The organism is Rubricella aquisinus (assembly GCF_014199445.1).
Taxonomy (GTDB): Bacteria; Pseudomonadota; Alphaproteobacteria; order Rhodobacterales; family Rhodobacteraceae; genus Rubricella; species Rubricella aquisinus.
This window is the reverse complement of the sequence record NZ_JACIJS010000003.1, coordinates 344252-357274: the sequence shown is the minus strand read 5'-3', so window position 1 is coordinate 357274 and position 13023 is coordinate 344252. Positions and strand designations below refer to the sequence as shown.

Below are 13023 nucleotides of genomic sequence, written 5' to 3'. Positions count from 1 at the left end.
GAATTGGACTTGGTGAAGTAAGAGCGGCCCCCGCGATTCGGCCGTGGGTCAAGGTCCGAGGAACGAGCGGCCTTGACGCGCGGGCGAATCGTGACGCCCACAATTGAGCGGGTGATTTGAGGAACAGGCCTGTTCCTCAAACACCTCATGACAGGCGCAGCCCCAGCGCCGTAGGCGCTGCCCGGCCCAAAGGGAGCCGCCTCATCTCTGATGAGGTGGCGACGTGCGGGAGCGCTCCGGGTCGTTCCCGGCTATTTCGCTGCGAGGATATTCGCCACCAGTGCTTCAAATGCTTCGCCACGCGCCTCAAAGCTCGTGAACTGATCGAAGGACGCACAGGCGGGCGCAAGCAGGATCACATCGCCGGGGATGGCCGCTTTCTGGGCCGCATCGACAGCCGCCACCATCGTTCCGCAGATTTCGTGAGGAGTGTCGCGCAACGTCGCGGCAAACGCCTCCGCAGCCTCACCGATCAGGTAGGTCTTCTTCACCCGGTCCAGCAAGGGCAAGAGCGGCGCGATGCCGCCCTCTTTCGCCACGCCTCCCGCGATCCAATGGATGTTGCTGAACGCCCTGAGCGCCTGTTCGGCGGCATCCGCATTCGTCGCCTTGCTGTCATTCACAAAGCGGACCCCGTTTTTTTCGCCCACGATCTGGCAGCGATGGCGCAGGCCCGGAAAGCGGGAAATGGCAGCCTCAACATCGCGCGGGTTCAGGCCCAGACTGCGGCACACGGCATAGGCCGCGCAGGCATTCTGATGGTTATGCGCGCCCGGCAGCCCCCTGAAATCCCGCATGTCAAAAGACGCGACCTGCCGGCCCCGCCGCCATTCCGCCAGCCACCCCTTGCGTGCAAACACATGCCACCCATCCCCGGTCAGTTTCCCGTTGGAGATGCGGATCACCGGATCACCATCGCTTTCGCGTTCGCGCAATTGTGCGGCGAGGAATCGGCCTTCCGGCTGATCCACACCGATCACCGCGCGCGACGGGCCGCCTTCGGCAAACAGCCGTCGTTTGGCCGCGAAATAGCCGCCCATCCCGCCATGACGGTCCAGATGATCGGGCGATAGATTGGTGAACACTCCGATATCGGGGGTCAGTGCGCGGGCAAGCTCGATCTGGTAGCTCGACAATTCCAGCACAAAAACCTCCCCATCCTCCCCCGGATCAAGGCTCAGCACACCGCGACCGATATTGCCGCCCATCTGCACCATGCGCCCGGTTTCCTTGAGGATATGATGGATAAGTGCGGTCACCGTGGATTTCCCGTTAGAGCCCGTGACGGCCACGACGCGGGGTGGGTTCTCCATCATGTCCCATTCCTCCGTCGCGAAGGACCGGAAGAACAGGCCGACATCATTGTCGACCACCGCGCCATGCGATTGCGCCAGCGTCACCGCCGGGTGGGGTGTGGGATAAAGGTGCGGAATACCGGGGGATACGATCAGCGCAGCGATACCGGACCAGCTTGCATCCTTGGTCAGGTCAGCAATGGCAAAGCCGTCGGCCTCTGCCTCCGCCCGCCGGTCGGGGCTGTCATCCCAGCAGATCGGCTCCGCCCCACCTGCACGCAGCGCGTGCGCCGTGGCCATGCCCGACCGGCCCAAGCCCAAAACGCCAACTTTGCGGTCCTGATATCCACGAACAGGGATCATCCCGTTATCCTTTCATTCCGTCACCAGTCAATCGGCGCACGATCCCGGAAAAAGCCCCCGGTCGGGCCGCTCTCGGGCAGGGTTGCAAGCCAGAGCGCGGTGTCTGCACCCTCCTCCGGGCTGCGCGGGGCGGCTTCACCGCCCATGCGCGTGTGCACCCAGCCGGGACACATCGCGTTGATCTTAACACAGGCGGGCAATTCGCGGCTCAGCGCGAGGGTCAGCGCGTTAAGCGCGGCTTTCGCCACACCATAGGCATGCGGGCCGTCCAGCCCTTCGGCAAAGCTGCCCCATCCCGAGGACAGGTTGACGATGCGACCATAGCCGCGCACCTGCATACCGGGCACCGCGCGCGCGATCAGCGCATAAGGGCCATGCAGCATCACCTGCATATGCTGCGCAAATCCATCAGGATCGGTCAGGAACGGCCCCTGCCCCAGCACGCCCGCGTTGTTCACGAGGATATCGACGCCGTCCGCCGCGCTGAATGTCTCGGCCCTTTCAAGGTCAATCTCGACGGCTTCACCGCCGATCTCATCGGCCACCCTGACGGCATCCGCCAGATTCCGCGCGCCCACCCGAACTTGGATACCCTGCGCTGCCAGCCCCGCGGCAATCGCGCGGCCAATGCCCCGATTTGCCCCGGTCACCAGCGCCGTTTTCATCGCAGCTTCAGCGTGGCAAGCCCGATCAGGGCAAGGATCAGGGAAATGATCCAGAAGCGGATGACGATCGTGCTTTCCGCCCATCCCTTCTTTTCGAAATGATGGTGGATCGGGGCCATGAGGAACACCCGTTTGCCGGTGCGTTTATAGACAGCGACCTGAATGATGACGCTCAGCGCCTCCACCACGAACAGGCCACCAATGATGGCCAAGACGATCTCATGCTTGGTCGCAACCGCAATCGCACCCAGCGCGCCACCAAGCGCGAGCGATCCGGTGTCGCCCATGAACACGGCCGCAGGCGGGGCGTTGTACCACAAAAAGCCAAGCCCAGCGCCAATGATCGCGGCACAGAACACGCTGACCTCCCCGGTGCCTTCGACGTAGTGCACATCAAGATAATCGGTGAAATCCACACGCCCGATCAGATAGGCGATGATCCCGAACGCGCCCGCCGCAATCATCACTGGCATGATCGCAAGCCCATCAAGACCGTCCGTGAGGTTCACCGCATTGGCGGCACCCACGATCACGATCATCGCAAACGGTATGAACAGGAAGCTCAGGTTCAGCAACAAATCCTTGAAAATCGGGAAGGCAAGATGGCCCGACAGCTCCGGCGAATGCATTTGCATCGCCCACCATCCGGCAATCGCGGCAATGCCGAACCCAATGGCGAGCCGCAACCGTCCCGACAGCCCGGCATAGTTGTTTTGACGCTTCACCTTGCCATAATCGTCGGCAAACCCGATCAGCCCGAAACCGAGCGTGACCAAGAGCACCATCCAGACATAGCCATTGTCCCAGCGCGCCCACATCAGCGTTGCGACCGTCAGCGCCACAAGGATCAGCAGGCCACCCATCGTTGGCGTGCCCGCTTTTTCGATCAGATGCCGCTCCGGCCCATCCTCGCGGATTGGTTGGCCCTTACCCTGTTGGCGGCGCAGCACTGCGATCATCGGACGGCCAAAAAAGAGGCCGATGAATAGTGCGGTAAAAAACGCACCGCCCGACCGGAAGGTCAGATACCGAAACAGGTTGAAAAAGTCGCCGCCATCGGACAGGGCCGTCAAATAATAGAGCATTAGCCCTCTCCGTCTTCGAATGCGCGGGGAATGTCCGCGCGGGTCGCTTGCCCCAGTTTGAGCATCGCGTCAACGATGCGCGAGGCCTTAGACCCCTTCGATCCTTTCACAAGCACCACATCGCCCGCATCCAAGAGCCGACCGGCCCGTGATGCGAGTTTTTCCGCCGATGGATGCCATTCGCCCCGCTTGTCATGGGGCAGGCTGTTATGGAGCGCCTGCATCAGGGGGCCCGCGCAATGGATGCGGTCCACGCCCTTGAGCACCGGCAAGTCCGCGATACCCTCATGCGCCGCCTCTGCCTCCGACCCCAGTTCCAGCATATCCGTCAGAAAGGCGATGCGGCGGCCCTTCTGCACCCGGCCCACGCCGTTTTTCGGGGCAATCGCCGCCAGCACGCCCAAAGCCGCCTCCATGGAGGTTGGGTTCGCGTTGAACGCGTCGTCGATCAGCAAAACCGTGCCATCCACGCCCTGCGAGCCGAGCGATAGGGTCCATCGCGCGCCCCGGCCATCGGGTGCATGCCATTGGCCCAGCGCAAGAGCGGCCTGCGCCACATCCCCGCCCACGGCCTCCACCGCCGCAAGGGCGGAGAGCGCGTTGAGCGCGAGATGCAGGCCCGGAGCCGCGATCTTGAACAGAAGCGGCTGGCGGGCAATCATCGCCTCCACCTGCGTGCTGTCCTCTGTCATCTGCGCATCGCGCAAACGGTATGTCGGGCGCCCCGCCGCGCCAAAGCTCACAATCCGGGCGCCAAGCCTGCGCGCCCGCCGGTTCAGGATCGGATAGGTCTCGATATCGCGGTTGAGGATCGCCGCCCCACCCGGCTCCAGACCATCCAGGATCGCAGCTTTTTCGCGGGCAATGCCCTGAATATTCTCGAAATTCTCGATATGGACGGCGGCGACAGTGGTGATGATCGCGGCATGGGGGCGGGCCATTTGCGACAAGGGCGAAATCTCACCCGGCGCGTTCATGCCAATCTCGATCACCGCGAAATCCGCATCTTTCGGCAGGCGGGCCAGCGTGAGGGGCACGCCCCAGTGATTGTTAAAGCTGCGCTCGGCGGCGTGGACATGGCCCTGCACCTCCAGCATCGCGCGCAGCATCTCCTTGGTGCCGGTCTTGCCGACCGATCCGGTGACGCCGATCACTTTGGCGCGGCTGCGGGCACGGGCGGCACGGCCAAGCGCCTCAAGTGCAGGGAGCACGTCCTCCACTATGAGAAGCGGCGCGTCAGAGGCGACGCCCTCCGGCACGCGGGACACAAGCGCCGCGGCTGCCCCCTTCTCTAAGGCTTGTGCGACGAAATCATGGCCATCGCGCTGATCGGTCAGGGCGACGAAGATATCGCCAGCGGCAAGGGAGCGCGTGTCAATCGACACTCCGGTCGCCGCCCAATCCGTGGTCGCGCGCCCACCGGTTGCCGCTGCGGCCTCCGCCGCTGTCCACAAAATGGTCATAGCCCACCCCGGTCAAGGGCTGTGACCGCCGCGCGGGCCTGCTCCGCATCGTCGAAGGGCAGAATTTCGGAGCCCACGATCTGCCCGGTTTCATGCCCTTTGCCCGCGATCAGCAGCGCGTCCTCGGGGCCCAGCATATCGACCCCGCGCAAAATGGCCTCCGCCCGGTCGCCCACTTCCGTGGCACCCGGCGCCCCTGCCATGACAGCCGCACGGATCAGCGCGGGGTCCTCGGTTCTGGGATTGTCATCAGTAATGATGGCGATATCCGCGCCCTCAACAGCGGCTTTGCCCATCATCGGCCGCTTGCCCGGATCACGATCCCCCCCAGCGCCCACGACAACGATGAGCCGTCCTGCCACATGGGGCCGCAGCGCCTTGAGCGCTGTGGCAACGCTATCAGGCGTGTGGGAATAATCGACATAAACGGGCGCACCGTTCTGCCGCGTCGCGGCAAGCTCCATCCGCCCGCGCACGCCGCCGAGGCCCTCAAGCTGCGCGAACACCTCCTCTGCATCCTCCCCCGCACCAATGGCGAGGCCCGCGGCAAGCAGTGCATTCTCTGCCTGAAACCCGCCGATAAGCGCGAGGTCGGCAGAATGGGTCACACCCCGATAGGTGAAATGGATGACCTGCCCCTTGTCATGAAATTCCGTCCCGGTCAGCGCCAGCATCGCCGCAGGATTGCGCCCGGTGCTGATCACCCCAAGGCCCCGATCCTGCGCGACCACGCCAGCCTTCGCCGCAATGGGATCGTCGATATTGACCACTGCTGTCGCATCCTCGGGCAGCACACGCGAGAAAAGGCCCAGCTTGGCCTCCGCATAGGCTTCCATCGTTTCGTGATAATCAAGGTGATCGCGGCTCAGATGCGTGAACCCGCCTGCAGCAAGGCGCACACCATCAAGCCGCCGCTGGTCCAACCCGTGGGAGGACGCCTCCATCGCCGCGTGGGTCACGCCATTGCCCGCCAGATCGGCCAGCAGCGCATGCAGCGTCACTGGCTCCGGCGTAGTATGGCTAAGGGGCCGCGTGATGCTGCCCTCGACACCCGTGGTGCCGAAATTCACGGCGCGCCGCCCCAGCCCCTGCCATATCTGGCGCAGAAAGGTCGCAACGGAGGTTTTGCCATTGGTGCCCGTAACCGCGACGATGGTTTCGGGCTGCGCGCCATACCAGACCGATGCAGCGCGCGCGAGCGACAGGCGCGCGTCCTTCGCCACGATGACGGGGGCGGCGGTGTCCAGCCCCTCGTCCATCAGATAGCGCATGCCTTCGGCGTCCGTCAGGACAGCAACTGCCCCCATGCGCAGCGCATAAGTGGCAAATTCCGCGCCATGAATTTTTGAGCCGGGTAAGGCCGCAAACAGAAACCCTGGTTTCACATCCCGGCTGTCAACGGCGATCCCCGTCAGGGGGCCAACAAGGTCTGGTCCGAAAAACGCCGCATCATCCCTGAGACGCAAGCGGAGAAGATCAGCATTTGTCACTGCAAAGCCTTATTTTTGGTGCCTCGCGGCCTTTTTTCATCGGTGGGTCAGCGCAACCCGGTCAATGTCACATCCACCAGCGGAGCCGGTGGTGCGGACGGCATGGGGCGCATACCCAGAATGGGCACGATTCTGCGGATGACTTTCGCCGATGCAGGCGCTGCCGTCCACCCGGCGGTGCGCCATGTGCGCCCGTAGGCAAAGGTCTTTGCCTCATCAAGCGTGACCACCAGAACATAGCGCGGCGCGCTGGTGGGGAACACTGCAGCAAAGGTGCCGATCACCTTGTCCCGGTCATAACCCCCGCTGGCCGATGGTTTATCAGCAGAACCGGTTTTGCCACCCACCTCATAACCCGGTACTTCTGCGAAATTGGCCGTTCCGGCCTCTTCCGCCACCACGCGGCGCAGCATTGTGCGGATTGCCGCCGACGTGTCGGCGGAGATGACGCGCGCCTCCTCACCCGGGCGCTCGGCCCCGGCCAAAAGCGTCGGCTCCACCCGCAGCCCACCATTGGTCAGCGTCGCATAGGCCGCCGCCATGTGCAGCGGAGAGACGGAAATGCCATGGCCATAGCTGATCGTCATTGTCGACAGGTCTGACCACCGCTCCGGCGTGATGGGGCGGGCGAGCCGTGCTTCGGGCAGTTCCAGCCCAGTGGGCTCCATCAGGCCAAAGGCGCGCAGGAAATCCTGCTGCGCTTCGGTCCCCGTCATCAGCGCCAATCGCGCGGTGCCGACGTTGGAGGATTGCACGATCACGTCGGCGACGCTCATCTGCGGGTCCATCCGGTGCACATCCCCGATGGAGAAGCGCCCCCAGCGCAACGGCCCGCGCGTGTCGATCATCGTCTCGGGCGTGGCGACCCCCATCTCCATCGCGAGAGCAGCGGAAAAGGGTTTGAAGGTGGAGCCAAGCTCATACACCCCCTGACTTGCGCGGTTGAACAACGGGCTGTCGCCCGCATACCCACCAAACCCGGGCCGGTTATTCGGATCGAAATCCGGCAAGGACACCATGGAGATGACCTCGCCCGTGTTTGCGTCCATCAGGATGCCCGCAGCGGCGCGCGCATCAAGCCGCTCCATCTCAGCGGCCAGCACGTCCCGCATGGCGGTCTGCACACGCAGGTCGATGGAGAGGACAAGTGGCTCATCCACCCGCGCGGGATCGCTCAGCCGCTCCTCAAAACCGTTCTCCAGCCCCGCGATGCCGATAATCTCGGCCCCGGTCGTGTCCGCCCGCTCATAGCGCGTCCCGCCAAGGATGGGTCCAAGCCGCTGGCCATTGGGATAGACCCGCATCTGACGGCTGCCAAAAAAGATGCCCGGCTGGCCAAGGTCAAACACGGCCTGTTCCTGCTCCGGGCTGATCTGCGGCTTTATCCAATGCAGATTGCCGGGCGCGTCAAACCGTGCGCGCAGCGTATCGCGGTCCAGATCGGGGAAGATCGCGGCCAGCCCATCGGCCACTGCGTCCTTGTCCACCATGTGCCGCGTCTCGACATAAAGGGAGGATGTGTTGAGATTTGTGGCGAGAACCTCGCCGTTCCGATCCACGATGTCGGCGCGGGCATTGCGCAGGACTTCGCTCGCACGCGCGCTCATCACCCGCCCGTCACCGCTGAAAGACAGATCGCCCATCCGAAACCCGACCCAGCCAAAGGCGAGCGTGACGACACAGGCCACGAGGATCAGGCGCTTTTCCGCGCGGCGGCGTTCGCGGACGCGGCGCACACGGAGGGCAGCGGCCCGGCGCTCTGCCTCCGCCACATCAGGGTTTTCGCCCATTTCGCGGGCGGCGATCACCTTGGCCAAGGGGCGCAGAGGCACTCGGATCATTGGCTTGCCTCCCGCGCGATCCAAGCGCGCGCTTCCTCCAGCGTCATCGGCAGCATCGGCTCTGACCCGACCGAGGCAAGGCGCTGCGCGGGTGCACCGATATAGGGGTCTTCCACCGGGAAGGAGATCATCGCGACCTCTCCATAATGGCCCGGATCCATCGGCATCAGGCCCAGTTGATCGGAATACTGCCCGACCAATTCGGCCAGCCGTTCAGGTCGGTTGAGATAGGCCCATTCGATTTGCAGCACATTGATCGCATCGCGCTCACCTGCGATGGCCATCTCCAGCACCTCCACCCGATCCAGCGCGTCATGGGTGGCGTAATTCACGCGGTAGGCCCATGTCGCGACCGCGACCACAAGACCGACCAGAAGGACATTGAGAAAGATTTTCATCGGACCTCCTCTCGCAAAATAGAAACATCCCGGCGGGGCAGACCAAGGGCCAGCGGATCGGGCCGCAGCGCGGGCGCGTCCGTCCGGGTGCCGGCGCGCAATTTGGCGGAGCGCGCGCGCGGGTTGACGCTCAGTTCCGCGTCATCCGCCACCACCGCGCGGCGTGTCATCAGATCAAAGCGGGCCGGTGCCTCTTCGGTGATCGGGGCATGGCGGTTCGCCGCCCCACCCCGCCCGGAGGCCAACTGGAAAAACCGCTTCACGATCCGGTCCTCCAAGGAATGGAAGCTGACCACGATAAGCTTTCCGCCCGGCGCAAGGATACGCTCGGCGGCGGCAAGCCCATGAAACAACTCGCGTAATTCGCCATTCACCGCGATACGCAGACCCTGAAAGCTGCGGGTCGCGGGATGGGGATCGTGAGGTTTTGGGCGCGGCAGGCAGCTTTCAATCAGGCTGACCAGCGCGCCGGTCGTGGTGATCGGCCCGGCCTTGCGCGCCTCGACAATCTTGCGCGCGATCCGGCGCGAAGCCCGCTCCTCGCCATATTGAAACAGCACATCGGCCAGTTGCGCCTCTGACATGGTGTTCACAAGATCGGCGGCAGATGGCCCGGTCTGGCTCATGCGCATGTCAAGCGGACCGTCTTTCTGAAAGGAAAAGCCGCGCATGGCCTGATCAATTTGCATCGAGGATACGCCGATATCGAGCACGACACCGTCAATCGCCTCATGCCCCGCCGCACGCGCCAGCGCGTCCAACTCACCGAAGCGCCCCTCGGCCAGCGTGAACCGCGCACCGTAAGCATCGGCCCAACCGGGGGTCGCGGCTATGACATCGGGGTCACGGTCCACACCAATGACCGTCTCTGCGCCCGCATCAAGCAGCGCGCGGGTATAGCCCCCCGCGCCGAGCGTCCCATCAAGCCAAACACCCCCCACCGGTGCCGCGGACGCGATCACCCCATCCAACAGCACCGGAATGTGGGGTGCGTCGGTCATTCTGAGACACTCTCTTTACGCTTGCCCAACCGCGGGAAGCGGGGCCCGGTCGTCGCCTGCCTGTCGAAATAAGCGCGCGCGCTGGCCCGTTTCGCCTCGAATGCGTCGGGGTTCCAAATCTGGAACGTGTTGCTGGTGCCGACGAACACGGCCTTGCCGTTGATGTTCGCGTTCTCCCGCAGGGCCTTGGGCAGAATGATGCGACCATTGGGGTCAAGGTCTAGGGGCAAGGCGGGCGTGATGAACACCGCATCATAGGCGTCCCGCTCCTCGGTATATTCCGGGATATCCTCGATTTCGGCGGCAAGCTTGTTCCACTCCCTGACCGTATAACCATGGATACAGTTGGGATCCTGAATGCCGTGGATCATGATAACGGTGGGGTTTGCTTCCGGCTCCAGCCCGGGGTGATTGGCGCGGATGATCGGGCGAAACAGTGCAGGCACGGAGACACGGCCCTTGCCGTCTACCGTATGCACCCATTCTCCGCCGAACCGCTCGATCACACTTATGCCTCGCCTGTGTTGTGGGCCGAACGGAAAACGGCGGGTCCGCCTGCTCCGCGCGACCCGCCGTCCTGTCCCTCGGATGCCCGCACCCGACGCCGCCTGTTTTTCTGCTCGTCCAGGTCGATGCCGGGTGGCCATCGTCGTGTGGTAAATGCGGCGCCTGTATGAAGCCTGCCATGCTTTGTTTTGTGTACGACGGGGCTTTGCGCCCTCTGAATGCCGTTACCGCTTTACCGTGAATTATTGATACGCGAGACAGCGCACCAAATCAAGCCACTTTAGGCCACTTTGGCCCACTTGAGCCTTTTTCTGAGTATTTCTGAAGTAGTGATCCACTATTGGTGCTCAGTCCAGATTTAGCCACAATATGTAGATATCTGGCCGCTCTGAAATGTTCCAGAAAGTTATGTGCGGAGGGCCTGTAAGCCGGGTTCTGTCCAAAGTGGTATGAAGTACCACTCGTGGACGGTCATTCGTCTGGGCGCAGAATCGCTCCTGCGCTCATGCAGCCAACCCGGACCACTGGGAAGGAGCATCCCTGGGGGTCATGCCCCCGCGCGGTCCCTATTCGGCCTTGCTCCTGACGGGGCTTGCCATGCCAGCCTTGTTGCCAAGGCCGCGGTGGGCTCTTACCCCACCGTTTCACCCTTACCCCTGATGTCAGGGGCGGTCTGTTCTCTGTGGCGCTGTCCCTCGGGTTGCCCCGGCCGGGCGTTACCCGGCGTCATCGCTCCGATGGAGCCCGGACTTTCCTCACGATTTGCATCGCGCGACCGTCCAGCCCTCCGCACGAGAGAGGGGTTAGCGGATTGCGTGGCGCGCCGTCAATCCGCCGCAGAGAAAGGGAAGCGGGACGCAAGCTCATGGGCAAGCCCCATATCCATCGCATCAAGCGGCCCTGCCGCCGCGCCCGGACGGTGCCGCAACCGGAACGCCGCGAGAAGGCACGCCATGGACTGCTCCGGGTCATAGCCTGCGCGGGCAAGGGCTGCGCCAAACGCTTCCTCATCCATCGAGCGCGGCTCCGCACGCAGAGCGATGGCATGACCCGCGCGCACCAATCGCCCCCAATCGAACCGCGCGCCCGGATCGGTCTTGCGGTCTGGCGCGATGTCGGAATGGGCCAAAACCCGCTCCGGTGGGATAGAGTGGCGCGCGCGGATATCCCCCACAAGCGCAATCAAGGCCTCCATCTGCCGATGCGCAAACGGATGATCGCCCAGATTGGCCAACTCGATCCCGATGGAGCGGCTGTTGACGTCCCTCACATCGCCCCAACGCGCACGCCCTGCATGCCATGCCCGGCGGTCCTCCGGCACAAGCTGGAATATCTGCCCCTGCGGGCAAATGAGGTAATGGCAGGACACTTCCCATTCCGGGTCACACAGGCGCTCCAGCGCGGGGCCGGTTTCCATCGCGGTATAGTGGAGGATGATCATATCAACGGCCCCCTCCCCTTTTCGGGGGCCGTGATTGGGCGAGGGATGCGCGATACAGTCCAGAGCGTCGGTCATGAGGGTACTGAACGCGGGGTTACCGCGCTTGTCCAGATGCACTTGAGGTTTTGCGGTTTGCGCCGGGCGCGATAGGATCAAGGCATGCGATCCCGCCCCTACCAGAACCGCGTGCATCCCGATGGAACGCTCCATGCCCTGCCGGTGCGCGGCGGCGTGATGGGCAATCGCGGCGGGCGGCTTCACGATGGGGATGGCCGCATCTGTCGGGCACATGCATCAAAGCGGTGGATCTATTGCGTAACCCAGTTCAAGGGGCGACGGCGCCGCGTGATGGGCGATGGATATACCGAGTTGTTCTTTCTGGATGCCTCCACGGCCCTCTCTGCGGGGCATCGCCCCTGCTATGAATGCCAGCGGGCGGAAGCGCGGCGCTTTGCATCCGCATGGGCGATTGCCTTTGGCCTCAGCGCCCCGCCGCGTGCGGACGATATGGACAGAGTGTTGCATCCAGCCCGACGGAAACGGGGCGAGGCGCTGATGGATTGGGCCGATTTGCCCTATGGCGCGATGTGCACCATGGGACAAACGCCGATCCTGAAGGCTGCGTCCGGTGCGTGGGGCTGGACATGGCAGGGGTATGAAAGCACGGAGCCACCATCGATCCGCGTGCGGGCCCTGACCCCTGCCCCGATCCGGGCCGTGCTCGCCGCCGGGTTTCTGCCGCCGGGCCTGCCCGGCTCACAGACCGAACAATGACGGTTTCAACTCTTTAACCACATCCACCGCCCCGAGGAATGGATCATTGGACGTGTTTTCGCCCGGAAACGCGATCACCCGAATGCCGGCAACTTGCGGGGCGACCAGATTGCCTGCCGAATCTTCAACTGCGATCGCCTCTGTCGCCGTCAATTTGAGCGCACGCAGCGCTTCGTGGTAAACGGCGCTGTCGGGTTTCGGGGGCAATCCCGCGCGCGCCTCGGAGATGAAATCGAAGGCCGCTCGGTTCAACTCCCCCGACAGGGCCGTGAAGATAGCGTCGATATTGGCGCGAGAGGTCGTGGTGCAGAACCCCAGCTTCACGCCCTTGTCCATCGCGCGGTCGATCACATCCGCCACACCGGGCCGAAGGTGCAAGCCGCGCTCAATGATCGCTGTATCAAATAGGGCCGTTTTGCGGGCATGGAGCGCCTCGGCATCGACATCAATGCCCGAAAGCTCCGCGAAAGCCTGAATGCGCCCGCGCCCGCCCGGCACGACCAGCATCGCGCGGTAGGTGTCTTGATCCCAAACCCAATCGAGGCCTTGCTCCACAAAGGCGGCGTTGAACGCTGCGCGCTGGAGTTCCGATGTCTCAACCAGCGTGCCGATTGAGCCGAACAGGATTGCCGATGGTGTCATGCTGCCCCCTGAGCGTTCAACCTATGGGGGAATACTGGCGGGATCGGCAGCACTTGGC

General features: G+C 63.7%; 12 protein-coding genes and 1 other RNA gene. 1 reads left to right on the top strand and 12 read right to left on the bottom strand.

What is annotated here, in order from left to right; genetic code table 11:
* Positions 1-251 precede the first annotated feature (251 nt).
* The 11 genes from murD to FHS89_RS06710 form a co-directional block, all read right to left on the bottom strand.
* Entirely contained in the window at positions 252-1658 is a 1407-nt protein-coding gene (gene murD / locus FHS89_RS06760; RefSeq protein WP_184009843.1) for a UDP-N-acetylmuramoyl-L-alanine--D-glutamate ligase, read from the bottom strand.
* A 20-nt stretch (positions 1659-1678) separates the two neighbouring features.
* Positions 1679-2323 carry an SDR family NAD(P)-dependent oxidoreductase gene (locus tag FHS89_RS06755; protein ID WP_184009841.1) on the bottom strand — a complete coding sequence of 215 codons (645 nt, stop codon included), beginning with the start codon at positions 2321-2323 and terminating at the stop codon, positions 1679-1681.
* Entirely contained in the window at positions 2320-3408 is a 1089-nt protein-coding gene (gene mraY, locus FHS89_RS06750) for a phospho-N-acetylmuramoyl-pentapeptide-transferase (RefSeq protein ID WP_184009839.1), read from the bottom strand. Before mraY ends, FHS89_RS06755 begins: the two co-directional genes overlap by 4 nt.
* On the bottom strand, positions 3408-4871 hold the full coding sequence (locus FHS89_RS06745; RefSeq protein WP_184009837.1) for a UDP-N-acetylmuramoyl-tripeptide--D-alanyl-D-alanine ligase: 1464 nt from the start codon (positions 4869-4871) through the stop codon (positions 3408-3410). The genes mraY and FHS89_RS06745 overlap by 1 nt, the downstream gene beginning before the upstream one ends.
* Positions 4868-6337, bottom strand: a complete 1470-nt coding sequence (locus FHS89_RS06740; RefSeq protein ID WP_184009835.1) for a UDP-N-acetylmuramoyl-L-alanyl-D-glutamate--2,6-diaminopimelate ligase — start codon at positions 6335-6337, stop codon at positions 4868-4870. Before FHS89_RS06740 ends, FHS89_RS06745 begins: the two co-directional genes overlap by 4 nt.
* A gap of 71 nt (positions 6338-6408) precedes the next feature.
* Complete coding sequence (locus tag FHS89_RS06735; protein ID WP_184009833.1) at positions 6409-8202, bottom strand: peptidoglycan D,D-transpeptidase FtsI family protein; 1794 nt, start codon at positions 8200-8202, stop codon at positions 6409-6411.
* Positions 8199-8600, bottom strand: coding sequence for a cell division protein FtsL (gene ftsL, locus FHS89_RS06730; RefSeq protein WP_184009831.1), 402 nt, complete (start codon positions 8598-8600; stop codon positions 8199-8201). The genes FHS89_RS06735 and ftsL overlap by 4 nt, the downstream gene beginning before the upstream one ends.
* Entirely contained in the window at positions 8597-9601 is a 1005-nt protein-coding gene (gene rsmH, locus FHS89_RS06725) for a 16S rRNA (cytosine(1402)-N(4))-methyltransferase RsmH (protein WP_184009829.1), read from the bottom strand. The genes ftsL and rsmH overlap by 4 nt, the downstream gene beginning before the upstream one ends.
* Positions 9598-10080, bottom strand: coding sequence for a hypothetical protein (locus FHS89_RS06720; RefSeq protein ID WP_184009827.1), 483 nt, complete (start codon positions 10078-10080; stop codon positions 9598-9600). The genes rsmH and FHS89_RS06720 overlap by 4 nt, the downstream gene beginning before the upstream one ends.
* A gap of 436 nt (positions 10081-10516) precedes the next feature.
* Positions 10517-10899: RNase P RNA component class A (rnpB, locus tag FHS89_RS06715), an RNA gene on the bottom strand.
* Between the two features lie 35 nt (positions 10900-10934).
* On the bottom strand, positions 10935-11624 hold the full coding sequence (locus FHS89_RS06710) for an N-acetylmuramoyl-L-alanine amidase (RefSeq protein WP_184009825.1): 690 nt from the start codon (positions 11622-11624) through the stop codon (positions 10935-10937).
* A gap of 84 nt (positions 11625-11708) precedes the next feature.
* Here FHS89_RS06710 and FHS89_RS06705 point away from each other — a divergent pair, with 84 nt between their 5' ends.
* On the top strand, positions 11709-12323 hold the full coding sequence (locus FHS89_RS06705; protein WP_184009823.1) for a hypothetical protein: 615 nt from the start codon (positions 11709-11711) through the stop codon (positions 12321-12323).
* Here the strand turns inward: FHS89_RS06705 and FHS89_RS06700 are convergent.
* Positions 12306-12965 (bottom strand): HAD-IA family hydrolase, encoded by a 660-nt coding sequence (locus tag FHS89_RS06700; RefSeq protein WP_184009821.1) that lies wholly within the window; start codon positions 12963-12965, stop codon positions 12306-12308. The genes FHS89_RS06705 and FHS89_RS06700 overlap by 18 nt on opposite strands.
* Positions 12966-13023 lie beyond the last annotated feature (58 nt).

What these genes read in the sequence shown, in the direction of transcription:
- murD (WP_184009843.1), bottom strand. Translation starts at nt 1,658, where the DNA reads ATGATCCCTGTTCGTGGATATCAGGACCGCAAAGTTGGCGTTTTGGGC.
- FHS89_RS06755 (WP_184009841.1), bottom strand. Translation starts at nt 2,323, where the DNA reads ATGAAAACGGCGCTGGTGACCGGGGCAAATCGGGGCATTGGCCGCGCG.
- mraY (WP_184009839.1), bottom strand. Translation starts at nt 3,408, where the DNA reads ATGCTCTATTATTTGACGGCCCTGTCCGATGGCGGCGACTTTTTCAAC.
- FHS89_RS06745 (WP_184009837.1), bottom strand. Translation starts at nt 4,871, where the DNA reads ATGACCATTTTGTGGACAGCGGCGGAGGCCGCAGCGGCAACCGGTGGG.
- FHS89_RS06735 (WP_184009833.1), bottom strand. Translation starts at nt 8,202, where the DNA reads ATGATCCGAGTGCCTCTGCGCCCCTTGGCCAAGGTGATCGCCGCCCGC.
- ftsL (WP_184009831.1), bottom strand. Translation starts at nt 8,600, where the DNA reads ATGAAAATCTTTCTCAATGTCCTTCTGGTCGGTCTTGTGGTCGCGGTC.
- rsmH (WP_184009829.1), bottom strand. Translation starts at nt 9,601, where the DNA reads ATGACCGACGCACCCCACATTCCGGTGCTGTTGGATGGGGTGATCGCG.
- FHS89_RS06710 (WP_184009825.1), bottom strand. Translation starts at nt 11,624, where the DNA reads ATGACCGACGCTCTGGACTGTATCGCGCATCCCTCGCCCAATCACGGC.
- FHS89_RS06705 (WP_184009823.1), top strand. Translation starts at nt 11,709, where the DNA reads ATGCGATCCCGCCCCTACCAGAACCGCGTGCATCCCGATGGAACGCTC.
- FHS89_RS06700 (WP_184009821.1), bottom strand. Translation starts at nt 12,965, where the DNA reads ATGACACCATCGGCAATCCTGTTCGGCTCAATCGGCACGCTGGTTGAG.